Annotated in this window: 12 protein-coding genes; 5 read left to right on the top strand and 7 right to left on the bottom strand. The window is 73.9% G+C overall.

All coding sequences use genetic code 11. The features are described 5' to 3' along the window. The first annotated feature begins 58 nt into the window (after positions 1 to 58). Entirely contained in the window at positions 59 to 2,083 is a 2,025-nt protein-coding gene (locus ACIPYQ_RS29475) for a transcriptional regulator (protein WP_401256796.1), read from the top strand. A 111-nt stretch (positions 2,084 to 2,194) separates the two neighbouring features. Next, positions 2,195 to 4,132, top strand: a complete 1,938-nt coding sequence (locus ACIPYQ_RS29470) for a hypothetical protein (protein ID WP_401256794.1) — start codon at positions 2,195 to 2,197, stop codon at positions 4,130 to 4,132. 55 nt (positions 4,133 to 4,187) lie between these two features. Here the strand turns inward: ACIPYQ_RS29470 and ACIPYQ_RS29465 are convergent, their stop codons facing one another. Next, positions 4,188 to 4,544 (bottom strand): VOC family protein, encoded by a 357-nt coding sequence (locus ACIPYQ_RS29465; RefSeq protein ID WP_401256792.1) that lies wholly within the window; start codon positions 4,542 to 4,544, stop codon positions 4,188 to 4,190. A gap of 91 nt (positions 4,545 to 4,635) precedes the next feature. After that, positions 4,636 to 6,825: a catalase/peroxidase HPI gene (gene katG, locus ACIPYQ_RS29460; RefSeq protein ID WP_401256790.1), complete on the bottom strand. Its 2,190-nt coding sequence runs from the start codon at positions 6,823 to 6,825 to the stop codon at positions 4,636 to 4,638. A 189-nt stretch (positions 6,826 to 7,014) separates the two neighbouring features. Here katG and ACIPYQ_RS29455 point away from each other — a divergent pair, with 189 nt between their 5' ends. Then, positions 7,015 to 7,443 carry a Fur family transcriptional regulator gene (locus ACIPYQ_RS29455; protein ID WP_401256788.1) on the top strand — a complete coding sequence of 143 codons (429 nt, stop codon included), beginning with the start codon at positions 7,015 to 7,017 and terminating at the stop codon, positions 7,441 to 7,443. 69 nt (positions 7,444 to 7,512) lie between these two features. Here ACIPYQ_RS29455 and ACIPYQ_RS29450 read toward each other — a convergent pair whose 3' ends face one another. The 3 genes from ACIPYQ_RS29450 to ACIPYQ_RS29440 all read right to left on the bottom strand — a co-directional run bounded on the left by ACIPYQ_RS29450 (position 7,513) and on the right by ACIPYQ_RS29440 (position 11,895). Continuing rightward, a complete protein-coding gene (locus tag ACIPYQ_RS29450; protein WP_401256786.1) occupies positions 7,513 to 9,075 on the bottom strand; it encodes a mucoidy inhibitor MuiA family protein in 1,563 nt (520 codons plus the stop codon). 8 nt (positions 9,076 to 9,083) lie between these two features. Continuing rightward, a complete protein-coding gene (locus ACIPYQ_RS29445; protein ID WP_401257087.1) occupies positions 9,084 to 11,165 on the bottom strand; it encodes a DUF4139 domain-containing protein in 2,082 nt (693 codons plus the stop codon). 79 nt (positions 11,166 to 11,244) lie between these two features. Next, positions 11,245 to 11,895: a TetR/AcrR family transcriptional regulator C-terminal domain-containing protein gene (locus ACIPYQ_RS29440; protein WP_401256784.1), complete on the bottom strand. Its 651-nt coding sequence runs from the start codon at positions 11,893 to 11,895 to the stop codon at positions 11,245 to 11,247. A 27-nt stretch (positions 11,896 to 11,922) separates the two neighbouring features. Here ACIPYQ_RS29440 and ACIPYQ_RS29435 point away from each other — a divergent pair, with 27 nt between their 5' ends. Next, positions 11,923 to 13,416, top strand: coding sequence for an FAD-dependent monooxygenase (locus ACIPYQ_RS29435; protein WP_401256782.1), 1,494 nt, complete (start codon positions 11,923 to 11,925; stop codon positions 13,414 to 13,416). Between the two features lie 244 nt (positions 13,417 to 13,660). Here ACIPYQ_RS29435 and ACIPYQ_RS29430 read toward each other — a convergent pair whose 3' ends face one another. After that, positions 13,661 to 13,870: a hypothetical protein gene (locus tag ACIPYQ_RS29430; RefSeq protein WP_401256780.1), complete on the bottom strand. Its 210-nt coding sequence runs from the start codon at positions 13,868 to 13,870 to the stop codon at positions 13,661 to 13,663. Positions 13,871 to 14,158: 288 nt separating this feature from the next. On the opposite strand from ACIPYQ_RS29430, the gene ACIPYQ_RS29425 reads away from it, so the two are divergent. Next, a complete protein-coding gene (locus tag ACIPYQ_RS29425) occupies positions 14,159 to 15,358 on the top strand; it encodes a S8 family peptidase (RefSeq protein ID WP_361758746.1) in 1,200 nt (399 codons plus the stop codon). A gap of 78 nt (positions 15,359 to 15,436) precedes the next feature. On the opposite strand, the gene ACIPYQ_RS29420 is transcribed toward ACIPYQ_RS29425, so the two are convergent. Continuing rightward, positions 15,437 to 16,522 (bottom strand): PI-PLC domain-containing protein, encoded by a 1,086-nt coding sequence (locus ACIPYQ_RS29420; protein WP_401256778.1) that lies wholly within the window; start codon positions 16,520 to 16,522, stop codon positions 15,437 to 15,439. Positions 16,523 to 16,636 lie beyond the last annotated feature (114 nt).

The following is a 16,636-nucleotide window of genomic DNA, read 5'->3' as shown; positions in this document are numbered from 1 at the left end:
GCTACCGCCGTAACCGACCCGCCCCCGGTCCGGCGCGGTACGGCGAAGGAAGACGTCCATGACTCATGCCTCCGGCGACGGGGCCGCGCTGGAGCGGGCGCGGAACGCCGCCGCCCGTGGCGCGTGGGCGGAGGCGTACGACGGCTATCTGGCGGCCCGGGAGGCGACGGGCGCACTGGGCCCGGCGGAGCTCGCCGAATTCGCAGGCGTCGCCTATGCGGCGGGGCACCTCGACGTGACCGTCGAGACCTGGGAACGGCTGCACGCACAGCTGGCCCGGCTCGGTGAGGACGACGCGGCCGCCGGAGCCGCCGTACGGGTCGCCATGCACCTGCTGTTCGACACCGCGCTCATGGCACCCGTACGGGGGTGGCTGCGGCGGGCCGAACGCCTCCTCGACCCCGCGTCGGCGACCCCCGCGCACGCGTGGTTCGCGGTGGTGCGCACCTTCGAGCGCCTCCTCAGCGGCGACCTCGACGCGGCCCGGGACTGGGCCGGACGGGCGGTCGGGACCGGCTCGCCCACCGATCCGGCGGCGGCCGCGCTCGGGCGCGTGGCACAGGCCAGGCTGGTGATCCTCGACGGTGACGTCGGGCGGGGTCTGGAGCTCCTCGACGACGCCGGCACGGCGGCGATGTGCGGGGACCTCGATCCGCTGTCGACCGGAGTCGTCTACTGCGAGCTGGTGTGCGCCCTGCAGGGCCTGGCCCAGTACGACCTGGCCGAGCAGTGGACCGAGGCCATGGAACGCTGGGCGCGGACGAACGCGATCGGCAGCCTGCACGGCCGGTGCCGGGTGCACCGGGCGGAGATCCTGCGCCTGCGCGGCCAGTGCGCGAGCGCCGAGCAGCAGGTGCTGCTGGCCTGCGACGAGCTGCGCCCCTACCTGCGCCGAGAGCTTGGCTGGCCGCTGACCGAGCTGGGCCGGATCCGGCTGCGGCGCGGCGACCTGGCCGGTGCCGAAGAGGCGCTGCTCTCCGCGCACCGCCTCGGATGGGATCCCGAACCCGGGCTCTCGCTCGTCCGGCTCGCCGGCGGCGACATCGACACGGCGGCCGACGCGATCCGGGAGGCGCTGGCGCGTCCGCTGCCGGTGCCGTCGAAGGAGCTGCCTCCCACCACCGAGCTGCGGCGGGCACCGCTGCTGGACGCCCAGGTGCGGATCGCCCTGGCCCGCGCCGACCTGGAGACGGCACGGAACTCGGCCCGCGAGCTCACGGAGGTCGCCGTCCGCTTCGAGAGCAGCGCGCTCGCCGCGGCGGCCGTACGGGCGCGCGGCGAGGTCCTGCTGGCCGAGGGCGACGCGGCCGGCGCGTCGGAGCTGTTCGCCGATGCCGTCCGTGCCTGGAGCGAGGTCGGCGCCCCCTACGAGACGGCCGAGTGCCGGCTGCGGCTCGCGGACGCCCAGGGCGCCCTGGGGAACCTCCGGGCCGCGAGCCTGGAGCGGGAGACGGCGCGGACGGAGTTCGAACGGATCGCCCGCGCGCCCGCGGCCGGCGAGCCGCCTCCCGCCACGACCGGGCCGAACGTCTTCGTCCGGGAGGGCGACTACTGGAAGGTCGTACTCGACGACCGGCGCGTGACCGTCCGCGACAGCAAGGGCATGCACCACCTGGCCCGGCTGCTCGCCGCGCCGGGCCGGGAGTTCCACGTCCTCGACCTCGTGGCCGCCGACAGCGACGACCCCGACTCGGCCGCCCGGCTCTCCCGGGCCGGCGACCTCGGCCCCCTCCTGGACGACCGGGCCAAGGACATGTACCGCCGAAGGCTCGCCGAGATCGAGGAGGACATCGAGGAGGCCCGCGCCGACAACGACATCGCCCGGCGTGAACAGACCGAACTCGAACGTGAGTTCCTGATCGGCGAACTCGCCCGGGCCGTCGGACTCGGCGGACGCGACCGGCGCGCCGGCGCCGCCTCCGAACGGGCCCGGGCCGCCGTCACCCAGGCCGTGCGCAAGGCCATCGGCCACCTCCGCGAAGCCGAACCGGAGCTCGGCGACCACCTCGACCGCACGATCCGCACCGGAACCTACTGCGCCTACGTCCCTGACCCGCGCGTTCCCTCCCCGTGGTCCTTCTGACCAGTGGCGGCGCCTGCCCGAGACCGGCAACCGCGGCGGGACCCGGTGGGGGAATCCGCCGCCGTACGGGCTACTTTCGTAGCCACGACCGGCGTGGGGGAGAGGGGACCTGTGGACGAGCGGCTCGAAGCCGAGGGCGAAGTGGCGGTGGCGCGGCTCGCGTTGGACAGCGGCGATCTGCCGCACGCGGCGGCACACCTCGCAGGCGCACTCACCGCAGACCCCCGGCACCCCGACGCCTACGAGGCGCTCGCCGAACTCGTCGCCGCCGCCGGTGACCACGCCGCCGCGCTGCGGCTGTTCGCCGACGACGAGCCCACCATCGGCGCGGTCGCCTGCGTCGCCCAGCTCCACGCCGCCGTCGGGGACTGGGAGCCCGCCGTCGGCGTCCTCGCCTCGGTGATCGCCGCCGACCCCGCCCGCCCCTGGGCCGAGGTCGCCTGGCTGGCCGACCCGGCCCTGCCCGGCCGGCTCGCACCGTCCGCCGTGGCCACGGCCGTCGCGCGGCTCTCCCGCACCCTGCCCGAACCCCTGCCGCCGCCGCTCCGCGACGGGGTCCAGCCCTTCTACGCACTGGTCAGGGCCTGCGTCGCCACCCACCCGGAGCACGTCCTGCTGAACACGCTGGCCTCCACCCTGGCCCGCCGCTTCGGCGACGTGGCCGACGCGGTGGCCTGGGCCGAGCGGGCCCAGCGGGCCGAACCCGGCCACTGGCAGGCCGTCGTGCTCGGCTCCGCGCTGCGCGCCGCCGAGAGGACCGACGAGGCCCTCGCCGTCTGGGAAGCGGAGATCGCCCGCGACCCCTCCGACCTGGACCTGTACGTCGACGTCGCCGAGCTGTACGGGCGGACCGGCCGCCCCGCCGCCGGCCTGGCCTGGCTCGAACGCGCCCTCGCCGCCGAACCGGACCACCCCAAGGCCGCCCCGGCCGTGTTCGCGCTGCGCCACGCCGTCGACGGCGCCACCGCGCACCTGCTGGCCCTCGCCGACCACCTGCGCACCCACCCCGAACACGGCTACGCCGCCCGGCTCCTGGACGAGCTGTGCGAGGACCGGCCGTGGCTCGGCCACGTGCACCCCGCCTCCGAGGCGAGCGTCAACGTGCTGCACCAGATGCTCGCCGGGCCCGACGCCGCACGCGACCACGAGATCGAGCTGCTCATCTCGAACCTGGAAGCCCCCAGTACGCGGCTCGCCATCGGCATGGGCTTCCCGCGCGCGCAGATCGCCTACCAGGCCGTGACCGCTCCCGATCCCCGGGAGCCGCAGCGCCGGGTCGGCGTCCGGCTGTGGGAGTTCGGCGGCCCCGAGGGACTCGACGCCCGGCCCGCCGTCGCCCCGCCGTCGCCCGAGGCCGCCGCACGCGTGCGCCAGGTCGCCGCGCTGAGCTGGGCCGCGCCGGGGGCCGCGTACGACCACGCCGTGCGCCTCGCCGACCTGAGCGCCGAGGACCTGCTGGCCGTCTGCGTGCACCCGCCGCTGCCGCGCGAGGGCGACCAGGGCGCGTACCTGCTGGGGCGGCAGCCCGAGATGTGGGTCCGCGCCGTACAGACCTTCGCCTGCCTGGGCCTGGCCCACCACCGCGCGGACGAGCCGTGGGAAGGATCCCGGCGCAGGGCCCTGCTGCTCGACCTGCTCTTCGGCCCCGAGGACTGGACCAACGAGGCCGCGGGCTTCGCGCTGCTCGCCACCGCCTGGGTCGACCCCGCCGCCCGCGAGGACGTCGGGCAGCAGCTCGCCGACCGGATGATGGGGGTGAGCGAGGCCTGGCAGCAGCGCGACGCGACGATCCTCGCCTCGCTGTGCCGCCTCGTCCAGGCGTGCCCCTGGCTGGAGCCCACCTTCCTCGACCTGGCCGCGAAGATGCTGACGGCGGTGGCCGAGTTCGACGCACAGGTCCCCGACGACGACGAGCGGCGCCGTGCGGAGTTGACCGCCGCGATGGAGGCACGGCAGGCGGGCTCCCCGGCGGCGCCGGCACCGCAGGGCGGCCGGGAGAGCAGTAGGCGCCGGTCCCTCCTCGCCCGTCTCCGGGGCCTCGGGCGCTGAACCGCCGGGCGCCGAACCGCCGGGCGCCGAACCGCCGGGCGGGGCGACCGTCGGATCAGGTGCGGCGCGGGGCCAGGACGCAGAACTCGTTGCCCTCCGGATCGGCGAGCACGACCCACGTCACCTCGGGGCCCTGCCCGACGTCGGCCGGGCGCGCGCCGTGCGCCAGGAGGCGGCGTACCTCCGCGTCCTGGTCCTCGGGGCGGAAGTCGAGGTGCAGGCGGTTCTTCACCGTCCTGGCCTCCGGCACCGATGCGAAGAGCAGCCCCGGCAGCCGGTCGGGGGCCGGGCGGATCTCGTACTCGTCCGGGTCCTCGTTCACGACGACCCATCCCAGGGCCTGTGCCCACCAGCGCCCCAGGGCCGCCGGGTTCGCGGCGTCGACGACGAGCTGCTCCCACTCCAGTGCCATGCGCCGAGCGTAGGCCCCGGCGCCGGCGCACGCACCCGGTCGGATCCCGGGGTCCGGGCCGGCCGGTGAGGGGCCGGCCGGGACCCCGGGCTCAGGCGAGGTCGAACCGGTCGAGGTTCATCACCTTGTCCCAGGCCGCCACGAAATCGCGTACGAACTTCTCTCCCGCGTCCTTGGACGCGTAGACCTCCGAGAGGGCCCGGAGCTGGGAGTTCGAACCGAACACGAGGTCGACGGCGGTGGCGGTCCACCTGGCCTTGCCCGTGGCGGCGTCCTGGCCCTCGAACACGTTCTCCGCCGTGGCCGACGCCTTCCACTCCGTACCCATGTCGAGCAGGTTGACGAAGAAGTCGTTGGTCAACGCCCCCGGCCGCTGGGTGAAGACGCCGTGGGAGGCGCCCCCGAAGCCGGTGTTCAGGGCCCGCATGCCGCCGACCAGAACCGTCATCTCCGGCGCCGTCAGCGTCAGCATGCCGGCGCGGTCCAGCAGCAGGGTCTCCGGCGACAGCTTCTCACCCGCCGGGAGGTAGTTGCGGAAGCCGTCCGCCCTGGGTTCGAGCACGGCGAACGCCTCGACGTCGGTCTGCTCCTGCGAGGCGTCCGTGCGCCCCGGTGCGAACGGAACCGTGATGTCGTGCCCGCCCGTCTTGGCGGCCCGCTCGATGGCCGCGCACCCGCCCAGGACGATCAGGTCGGCGAGAGACACCTTCACCGGCCCGGACTGCGCGCCGTTGAAGTCCCGCTGGATCCCTTCCAGGGTCCGCAGCGCCTCGGCCACCTCGGGCAGGGCGTTGACCTGCCAGTCCCTCTGCGGCGCGAGCCGGATCCGAGCCCCGTTGGCCCCGCCCCGCTTGTCGGTGCCGCGGAAGCTCGCGGCCGCCGCCCAGGCGGTGGTGACCAGCTGGGGGACGGACAGTCCCGAGGCGAGGATCCGGGCCTTGAGATCGGCGATCTCCGCGTCCCCGACCAGCGGGTGATCGACCGCCGGTACGGGGTCCTGCCACAGCTGGGGCGCGGGGATCCACGGGCCGAGGTAGCGCGAGAGGGGGCCCATGTCGCGGTGCAGCAGCTTGTACCAGGCCTTGGCGAACGCGTCCGCGAGCCTGTCCGGGTTCTCGTGGAAGGCCTTCGAGATCGGCGCGTAGACCGGATCCAGCTTCAGCGACAGGTCCGTCGTCAGCATGATGGGGGCGTGCCGCTTCGACGGATCGTGGGCATCGGGCACCGTGCCCTGGGCCGCGGGATCCTTGGGGGTCCACTGCTGCGCGCCGGCCGGGCTCGTCGTCAGCTCCCAGTCGTAGCGGAACAGGTTGTCCAGGTAGCCGTTGTCCCACTTCGTCGGCTCGGAGGTCCACGCGCCCTCGAGCCCACTGGTGAGCGAGTCGGCGCCGCTGCCGCTGCCGTACGAGTTCTTCCACCCGAGGCCCTGCTGCTCGATCGGGCAGGCCTCCGGTTCCGGACCGATGTACTCGGGCCCGACCGCGCCGTGGCACTTGCCGAACGTGTGGCCGCCGACGATGAGCGCGACCGTCTCCTCGTCGTTCATCGCCATGCGCGCGAACGTCTCGCGGATGTCCCGGGCGGCGGCGATCGGATCCGGATTGCCGTTGGGCCCCTCGGGATTGACGTAGATCAGTCCCATCTGCACGGCGCCGAAAGGACCGGTGAGTTCCCGGTCGCCGCTGTAGCGCTCGTCCCCGAGCCACGTGTCCTCGGGCCCCCAGAAGACCTCCTCGGGCTCCCAGATGTCCGCTCGACCGAATCCGAATCCGAACGTCTTGAATCCCATCGATTCCATTGCACAGTTACCGGCGAAAACCAGAAGATCGGCCCATGAGATCTTCTGGCCGTACTTCTGCTTGACCGGCCAGAGCAAACGGCGCGCCTTGTCCAGGCTCGCGTTGTCCGGCCAGCTGTTGAGGGGGGCGAAGCGCTGGGCGCCCGAGCCGCCACCGCCCCGGCCGTCCTCGATGCGGTACGTGCCCGCGGCGTGCCAGCTCATCCGGATGAAGAGCGGCCCGTAGTGGCCGTAGTCGGCGGGCCACCAGTCCTGCGAGTTCGTCATCACCTCGAAGACGTCCTGCTTCAGCGCGTCGACGTCCAGGGACGCGAACGCCTCCGCGTAGTCGAAGTCCTCACCCATCGGATTGGAAAGGGGAGAGTTCTGGTGGAGAACCTGAAGGTCCAGCTGATCCGGCCACCAGTCCCGGTTCGCCCGGGGGCGAGTCGGCGCGGGGGTCGGGGCGGGGATGACTGGGTTCTCGCTTTCGCTGCCGGACACGTCAGGCCTTCTTCCTGTCTCGGTGTTTCCCTCTGCTCACGAACGGCGCCGATAATCGAGCGCGTATCGGCGTCCGTATGGTCGCGCACCGCGGACCGCGCGGCCGCGAGAACACGCAGAGGGTGACGGAAGCGGAAGTGGAACGGGAATTGTTTTCCGGCCCGGCAGGCAAGGGAGAGGCGAACCGGCATGAGTGACCTGATGGAGCGGCTGCGAGGACGCGGCTGGCGCATGACGTCCCAGCGGCGCGTCGTGGCGGAGGTCCTCGCCGGCGACCACGTGCACCTCACGGCCGACGAGGTGCACGCCCGCGCGGCCCAGCGGCTGCCCGAGATCTCCCGGGCCACCGTCTACAACACCCTGGGCGAACTGGTCTCGCTCGGTGAGGTCGTGGAGGTCTCCGCCCACGGCCGCGCCAAGCGCTACGACCCCAACGCGCACCAGCCCCACCAGCACCTGGTGTGCTCCGGCTGCGGCCTCATCCGCGACGTCCACCCGACCGGGGATCCCCTGGCCGGCCTCCCCGTGGAGGAACGCTTCGGGTTCACGGTGTCCGAAGCCGAGATCATCTACCGGGGGCTGTGCCCCTCCTGCGCTTCAGGCCCGCCGCACGGGTGAGGGCCCGGAGCCCGGCGAGCTCAGGGCCCGGCGGGCTCGGAGCCCGGCGGGTCCGGAGTCCGGCGGATTTCAGAGCCCGGCGACCTTGGAGCTCGCCGACATCTCGTAGACCAGGGTGACCGTGCGCCGGCCGCCGGGCGGGAGGGCGACGTCCCAGCGGGCGATCCCGTCGGCGTCGACCACCTCGGGCGGCGGGGAGCAGGCGTCCTTGCGCAGGCGCACCTCCACCGCCGAGACCTCGGAGACCGGGATCCGCTCCCGCAGCACGACCACCCGGTCACCGCGCTCCCCGGGGGCGGAGAACCGGGACAGGTGCAGCCGGACCGTGCGGGTGACCACGGTCCGCTGCATGATCCCGGCGGACTCCCGGGACTCCTCGAACCGCCGGACCACCCCGTGGTCGTCGCAACTGCCGAAGGCGAGCTCGACGGGGGCGCCGGGAGCAGTGAAGTCCAGCGTGCCGCGACCGCTGAATCCGCTGCCGCGGACCAGGTCCACCGGCCCGGCGAGCAGCGCGTGGCCGGACAGGTTGTCGCACCGCACCACCTGGGTGACCAGCGGCGACACCTCCGGAGAGCAGGCGTACTCACTGCTCGCGTCCGAGGTGAACACGGAGAGCGGCACCCGGTGGGCGCGGCCGTCCCCGGGCACGGAGACCGGCGCGGGGGAGTGCAGGACGCGCGCCTCGCCGCCGTCCTCCACCCCGGGCAGACCGAGCACCGGGGCCGGGCCGAGGGATCCGATCTCCTCCTCGCGCAGCTCCACGTCGACCGTGCGGCGCTCCGCAGCGGAGCGGTCCTTGAGCGTCAGCCGGTCCTCGCCCAGCCGCGGCGGGTCGGTGGCCAGGGCCGAGCGGGCGGTCGACAGGGTCAGCCGTACGTCCGACCAGTCCTCGCCGGTGCGCTGCCAGACCACCGCGTCGGTCTCCAGGGTCAGGGCCTCCCCGTCGAGCACGGCCCGGTAGGCGGGCCGCCACAGCGCACACGGGGTGAGGTGGCTCAGGCGCAGCCCGACCGGACCCGCGACCGCGGCCCGCACCGTCAGCTCCACATGGCCGACCAGCTCGGCGGGCTCCCCCTCGGAGAGGTCCATGGCCTGCTGGACCGCGCCGATCTCGGTGCCGAGCTCGGCCAGCCGGACCTCCACGGTGCGCAGTCGCTCGCCGTACGTGTCGCGCTCCGCGTCCAGCCGGTCCAGTTCGCGGGCCCAGCGCGGCCGTTCGGCCTCGCCCGAACCGGCGCCCTCGCCGATGTCCCGCAGCAGATCGGCGGCGAGGCGGCCGAGCAGGTCGAGGCGGGTGCGCAGCCGGTCGCGCCGCTGCTCCAGGGCCGACCGCTCCTCTTCGAGGGCGTGTTCGCGCAGGCGCAGCGCGGAGTCCTCGTCGGCGGAGGGCAGCGGCCCGCGCGGCGTCCAGCTGCGGACGATCCGCACGTCGAGCACCGTCGCCGGGTCGTCGGCGGTCAGCTCGGCGTGGAGGGTCCGGTCGACGGCCAGCGCACTGACCGGACCGAGCCGCAGCCGCTGGACGCCGGCCTCCAGGTCGAGCACGGTGCTGCGCTCGACATGGGCGCGGTCCTCGAGACAGGTGACGGCGGTGACGGGGAGGGCGATCGGCTTCGGGGCCGTGGACATGGGGTGCGTCAGCTCCTGCGGTTGCCGCCGACCAGGGCCTTGCCGGTCGGGATGCGGATCTCGTAGCCGCCGCCCAGGGCGGCGGTGGCGCCGGCGGGCAGCTCCAGCCGCCAGAGGCGGGTGCCCGGGGCGTGGTGTTCGGGCCCCTTGCCCTCTTCGGGCGCCGTCCAGTCGGCCCGTTCCTCGATGCGGACGTCCGGATCGGAGGTGACCGGAACCCGCTCGCGGACCTCGACGGTGACGGGCCTGGCCAGCCCGTTGGCCAGCTCCACGTGTACGCGGTGGTCGAGCACGGTGGTGTTGCCCCGCAGGCCCGCGGTCGACTCGTGCACGTTCGTACGGCGGGTGACCCGGATGCCCTCGGCGCGCCCCAGCCCGACCCGGCGGACGCCGCCGGGGGCGAGCGTGGGCAGCGCGGCGGTCAGCAGGAACTGGTCGTCGACGACCACCTCCACCGGGCCGGCCAGCAGCGCCTGGTCGGTGGCGTTCGAGAGCACCAGCGTGGCGTACACGGTCTGCTCGACGGAGGGCACGCAGAGGTACTCGGTGCGCAGGCCGACGGGGACCTCGGCGACGGTGACGGTGTGCCAGGTGCCGTCCGACGGGACGTCGGCGCGGGCGGCGGCATCGAAGCGGTGGTCGAAGGAGCCCGCCGACTCGCGGGGCCGTACGGCCTGTCCGGGCAGCGGCAGCGCGGCCACCGCCTCGGCGCGGCGACGGCACTCGGCCGCCACCGGATCGGAGGGAGCGCCGGGGAACAGCCGGCCCCTGCGTCCGCCCGGCTCGTCGGGGCCGCACAGGGTGAGGGCGGCGTAGTCGAGCTCGGCACCGCTCGGCCGCGGCGGGCCGGCCACCGGTTCCGGAGGGGGCGGCGGCGGGGCCCCGCCCGGAGCCGCGGGAGCCGCGGGTGGCATCGCCGCGGGTGGCATGGCGGGGGCCCCGGCGAAGGACCGGGCGGCGGTACGTGGCCTGGCGCCCGGCCGCAGGGGGGCCGGCGCGGGGGCCGCCTGCGCGAGGTCGGGCATCGCGCCGCCGTAGCCCTGTGGTGCGGGCGGCGGGGGAGGCGGCGGTGGCGGAACGGGACCGGACGCGGAGCCGCTCCCGGAGGGCCTGGCGGCCAAGGGAGCGGAGGGGGACGCGACGGCCACGGCGGCGGCCGTGACGGGGCGGGGGCCGGCCGCCTCGTACCCGGCGAACAGGCCGGAGAGCCCCGCGGGAGGCTCGCGCCAGCCGGAGGGCGCGGGGGCCGGCTGACGGCGTCCGATCCGGATCGAGGTGAGCTTCGGCAGGTCGGTGCGGCGCCGGAGATCGGCGGTGGCCAGGGCGATGCGCACGCCGGTCCAGTCCTCGCCGGTCCGCTGGGCGACCGACGCGCGCAGCACCAGCCGGCCGCCGTCGTCGCCCTGACGGTGGGTGAGCCGGTAGGCCGGCACCCAGACGGCGCCCGGCACCCCGTACTCCAGCTCCAGTTCCACCTCGTCCGCACCGGCGCCGTCGAGGGTCAGGACGGCGCAGACCGTGGTCTCCACGTGCGCCGGGGGTGCGTCGGTGGAGGCCCGGGCGAGCCGGTCGGCTGCGACGGTGAGCTCGTGCCCGGCCGCGCGCAGCGCCTCCTCCAGCTCGACGAGGCGGGCATGCAGTCCGGTCAGCCGCTCCTCGACGAAGTCGGCCAGCTCCAGCCACGCGTCGACCGGGGTGCGGCGGTGCGGGTCGTCGCGCTTGCGGGGAGGTGGCACCGGGCGGAGGGACCCGACCTCCTCGATCAGGCTCAGCTGTCGGTCCCGGCGGGCCCGCGCCGCCGCGTGGACGTCGCGCAGCCGCTCGACCTCGCGCCGCAGCCCGTCGGGCGTGCCCGCGCCGAGCGGTTCGGCTTCGACCTCCGCCCGGGCCTCGGTGACGCGCACTCCGGGAGCCCCCAGGACACGGGCCCGCAGCGAGCCCGGATCCAGCGAGCGGGGCAGTCCCGTCACCCGAACCCGGCCGCCGGGCGGCACGCTGCCCCGGGCCAGGCGGCGGCAGAGCGCGCCCTGCGCGTACACCACGACCGAATCGAGGGTCGCCGCCCAGGTCCGTGCCGTCTCCGCCGTCATGTGGTCCGCCCCCCGCCGCTCCATGGGGCGAAGCCTACGCCCGCGCCCGGGGGAGCGTGACGCTGCCCGTGACGACGGCTCAGGCGATGCCGTAGCGCGCCTCGATGCCCGCGACGAGCAGGCGCAGGCTCTCCTCGAACCCCGTGCCGAAGTCCTGGAAGAGTTCGGCTCCGGCGGCCGCCGCCAGGGGGAAGTCCGCCATGCGCGCGGCGCGTTCGTCGACGTCGTAGCCGTCGCGGCGGTCGCCCGGCCGGGGTTCGACCCCTTGTTCCTCGGTGACGAAGCCCAGGGTGAAGTAGTAGGCCGTGGTGAGGGCGCGTACGGCCTGGGCGGGCTCGAAGCCCGCTGCGCCGAAGACGCGGAGGTTCTCCTCCAGCTGGACCGCGTGCTCGGTGCCGGTGAAGCGGGAGCCGCTGTAGACCTTGGCACCGTCCCGGTAGCCGAGCAGGGCGTCCCGCAGTCCCTTGTTGAAGGCCATCAGCTGTTCCTGCCATGTGGTGCCGGGAGCGATCCGCTGCCCGGAGACCATCCGGCGGTACATCTCGGTGGCCATCTCGTCGAGGAGTTCCTGCTTGTTCTTGAAGTGCCAGTAGAGGGCCGGCGCCTGGACGTCGAGCTCCTTGGCGATCGCGCGCAGGGTCAGTCCGTCGAGGCCGACCTCGTTCAACAGCCGCAGTGCGGTGTCGACGGCCTGCTTCTTGTCCAGCTTGGGGGTTTTCCGGGTTGCCACGGTTGACAGCTTAACACCGTTAAATGCATGCTGTGGAGCGCAGCACTTAACAACGTTAAGGAGAATGCCGTGACCACGCACGCCCCCACGCGCCACACCGACGTGCTCATCGTCGGAGCCGGCCCCACCGGGCTCGCCCTCGCCATCGACCTCGCCCGCCGCGGAGTCGCGGCCCTCGTCGTCGAGCGTTCCGGTTCCCTCTTCCCGGGATCGCGAGGCAAGGGGCTGCAGCCCCGCACGCTGGAGGTGCTCGACGACCTCGGCGTGCGCGACGCGATCCGGGCGGCCGGAGCCTCGTACCCGGTCGGGGTGATCTGGGAGGACGGCGTCCGTACCGGCGAGCACCGGATGTTCGACGCGGTGGAACCGGACGAGGGCGCCCCCTACGCCGAGCCCTGGATGGTGCCGCAGTGGCGTACGCAGGAGATCCTCGCCGCGCGGCTCGCGGAGCTGGGCGGCGAGATCGCCTTCGGCCGGGAGCTGGCCGGCATCGAGCAGGACCCGGAGGGAGTGACGGCAGCCTTCGTCTCCGGCCCGCCCGTCCGGGCCCGGTACGCCGTGGCGGCCGACGGCGGCCGGTCCACCGTGCGGCGGGCCCTGGGCATCGGCATGACCGGCGAGACGGTCGACCCGAACCCGATGCTGGTCGCGGACGTCCGGATCGAGGGCCTCGACCGCGATCACCTGCACGTCTTCCCGCCGGCCGAGGGCGGGGGCTACCTCGCGATCTGGCCCCTGGCCGCGACCGAGGAGTTCCAGGTGGTGGCCCAGTTCCCGCAGGGCATCGAGCCGGACCTCTCGCTCGAAGGGATCCGCAAGGTGGTCGGCGCCCGCTCGCACCTGGCGCCCGGTGACGTGAAGGAGGTGCGCTGGGCCTCGGACTTCCGGCCGCGGGCCGCGATGGCCGACCGGTTCCGGGACGGCCGGATCTTCCTCGCCGGTGACAGTGCGCACGTGCACTCGCCGGCCGGCGGGCAGGGCCTCAACACCAGCGTCCAGGACGCGTACAACCTGGGCTGGAAGCTGGCGGCCGTGCTGCGCGAGGGGGCCCGCGCCTCGCTGCTCGACTCCTACGAGGAGGAGCGGCTGCCGGTCGCCGCCGAGATGCTCGGCCTGTCCACCCGCATCCACCGCGGCGAGGCCCGGCGCGGCGAGGCCACCATGCAGCTCGGCATCGGCTACCGGGATTCGGCCCTGGCGGTGGAGACCCGCGACGGCCTGGCCGAGGGGGCCCTCCGGGCGGGCGACCGCGCACCGGACGGGCTGCGCGGCGGCCTCCGGCTCTTCGACGAGTTCCAGGGCACGCACTGGACGCTGCTGACCGTCGGCGCCGCCTCCGGCCTGCCGGACCTGGCCGACCTGTCCGGACTCCCCGGGCTCCCGGTCGTCCGTACGGTCCGGATCCCCTCGTACGAGGCCTACGGGGACGGGCTGTTCCTGATCCGCCCGGACGGCTACGTCGGCTGGGCCGGCAGGGCCGCGGAGGGCCTGGCCGCCTACGCGGCGGGGTTCGCGGCGTAGGCGCACCGCTCGGCGGTGCGGCAGGTCGCCCCGAATCGCCGCCGGGCCGGGCGTCGATGCCCGCGCCGGCGCCCGCGCTTCCACCAGGCCGATCCGGCACGGTGGGTGCCGGCCCTGTCGCCCGGAGCCACCCGGACCGACTCCTTCGACGTCGTCGGCGCCGCGCCGGCCGCCCTCGACCGCAGGAATCCGCCGCCCGGCGTCATCGCAGGGCGCATGAACCGGGTGAGGGGCCTGACGTCCCTCAGCGGTCGTCGCGCATCTCGTCCAGGTCCGCCTCACGCAGGTCGTGCATCACGTCACGCATCGTCGCGTCCTCGCGGCCGCGCTCGTGCGCGATCTCGTCGGGGCTGCGCGGCCGGCCGCCCGTCTTCAGCTGGTCCGGCTCCGGCGCCCGCCCGCGGATCTGTTCCTCGCGGCCCTTGCCCGGCATCCGGCGCTTGTCTCCGCCCATGACGGATCACACTCCTCACGGGAATTCCCGGTAACCGGCGCCTAACCCGTCAGGCCCCTGCCAAACACGCGGCCCCGGCCTCCCGCCGACGAAACGATCATGTGTCCATTCCGTGCAGGAGTTCCCGAGAACGTGTGTGCGAGATGGAGGCGGTGCGGAGGGTCCATTAAGAAACCTTGTTGAAGAAGCCCTTACCCCAGGTTCGCTCTTGATTTGCTCCTGTCAATCGGAACAGGGTTATCCAGAAGGTTTGACGCCCCACACGTCACCACGAGGAGAACCCTCTACATGGCAACTCACAAGCGATCCAAAGCCCTTCGCAACGCGGCCATAGCCGCGACTGCCGCAACTGCGGCCGCCGCGGCCGTGTTTGCGAGCCCCCTCGCGGGGGCGGCCACACCGGCCGAAGGGACCGTGCACGGACTCGGCGTAGCGGACGCCGTGGACGGCAGCTTCGTCGTCATCCTCGACGCATCCGCGAACAAGGAGGACTTGGCGAAGAAGTACGGCGGCAAGCTGGAGCGCTCCTACGGCTCGCAGGTCAACGGCTTCTCCGCATCGGGGATGACGGTGAAGGAGGCGAAGCGGCTCGCCGCGGACCCGGCCGTCGGCACGGTCGTGCAGAACAAGCGCTTCCGCATCAACGAGACGCAGGAGAAGCCCCCGTCCTGGGGCCTGGACCGGATCGACCAGGCCGCCACGGCCGGCGACGACAAGTACACGTACCCGGACGCCGGCGGCGACGGGGTGACGGCGTACGTCATCGACACGGGCGTCAGGATCTCGCACAAGGACTTCGGCGGTCGGGCCGCTCACGGTTTCGACGCGATCGACAACGACGAGACCGCTGACGACGGCAACGGCCACGGCACCCACGTGGCGGGCACCATCGCCGGCACTGCCCACGGCGTCGCCAAGAAGGCCAAGGTCGTCGCGGTGCGGGTGCTGGACGACAACGGGTCCGGCACCACCGAGCAGGTCGTGGCGGGCATCGACTGGGTGACGAAGAACCACTCCGGGCCGTCGGTGGCCAACATGAGCCTCGGCGGCGGCGCGGACGAGGCGCTGGACGCGGCCGTGAAGCGGGCCGTCGCCTCCGGCGTGACCTTCTCCGTGGCGGCCGGAAACGAGTCCTCCGACGCCGGTCAGGGCTCGCCCTCCCGCGTGCCCGAGGCCCTGACGGTCGCGTCCAGCACCGAGGGCGACCAGCAGTCGGACTTCTCGAACTTCGGTTCGGTGGTGGACCTGTACGCGCCGGGCTCGGAGATCACGTCGGCCTGGAAGGACAGCGACACCGCCGTCAAGACGATCTCCGGAACGTCGATGGCCGCCCCGCACGTGGCGGGCGCCGCCGCGCTCTACCTGGCGGCCCACCCGTCGGCGACGCCCGCCGACACGGCCACCGCGCTGACCGGTGCCGCGACGAAGGGCGCCATCAAGAACCCGTCCTCCGGCACCGCGAACAAGCTGCTGAAGGTCACGCCGTAGTCCGCTGAGGCGGTAACGGTCTGACCGGGAGCGGCCCTCCACCTCGTGGAGGGCCGCTTCGGCGTACGGGGACACGGCTCAGGGGCCCGCGTTGAGCTCCGCGACGATCGAAGCGGGAGTGTGGCCGCTCCCGTCCGACAGGCGGTGGAAGTCGACGGAGACGAAGTTCGGATCGCGGCCTCCGGTCGCCGTCCGGCACTGCCCCGCGATGCGGTTCCGCAGCTTGGAGCCGTTGTCCAGGGCCGCCGTCATGACCGTGGGCACGTTGCGGTGGTGGCTCATGGTGAACAGGCGCCGGAATCCCGGCTCCTGACGGTCCAGCGGCACGTCGGACCAGCGGCTGACGCAGGCGAGGTCGTTGCCCAGGTCGCCGAGGCTCCAGTAGTTGCTCACCGTCCAGGACCTGTCGTACATGACGCCCAGGTGCTCGCGGTCGGACCGGTCGGAGAAGATCAGCAGCCGCTTGCCGGCGGTCACCAGGTCCGCCACCTTCGGCCATCCGTGCTCGCGCACGCCCCAGGCGTCGGGCCGGAACACCATCTCGGGCAGCCCCCTGACCCTGCCCAGGGACTGCTGCAGCTGCTCGGCACTGACGTAGTCCTCGAGGAAGATCGTCACCACCTCCTGCGGATGGGCGGCGAGGAAGTCCACCACGGTCTGCATGGTGCCGTGGAAGGACTGGCGGGGGAGGGCGTACGTGGCGCCGGCGAAGGTCTTGCACTCGCCGTGGCACAGGTACACGTCGCTGGGGTAGCAGTCGCTGCCGAAACTGATGACGCACAGCCAGGTGCTGCGCTCGTACCAGTGCGTGTCCAGGCTCAGGCCGCGGACCCCGTTGTCGAGCTGGGCGCGCACCGACTCGGCCTGGTTCACCGAACTCCAGCGGGAGTCCTCGTAGTTGGTGAACGCGTTGTGGGTGGTCAGGAAGGCGGCCTCGTCGAGGCGCCGGTCGCCCCAGCGGGCGGCCGCGGCGCCGGCCGCGCTCGTGCCCGCCGGCGCGGCGGAGGCGGAGGCGAGGGCGGGGGCGGAGGGGCGCGGGCCCGGGGGCGAGGCGGCCGCGGTGGTGGCCGTGCCGAGCAGGGCCAGCAGGAGGAGCCCGACGAAGGCGTGCCGGCCGGTACGCCGGCGAAGGCGCCCGCGCGCCCAGGTTCTTAACATGCCCATGTCAATCATGCGGTGGAGGGTAGCGCGCCCGCCGTCGAATGCGGAGCCCTCGTACGCGGAACCCTCGTACGCGCCCCGTCGGCGCGGGTCCGCCGCTCCCGCAGGGCGCACGGG

Origin of the sequence: Streptomyces sp. NPDC090045 (assembly GCF_044747975.1) — a bacterium.
Lineage (GTDB): Bacteria > Actinomycetota > Actinomycetes > Streptomycetales > Streptomycetaceae > Streptomyces.
The sequence above is the reverse complement of the archived record's forward strand: the minus strand, read 5'-3'. Positions and strand labels throughout refer to the sequence as shown.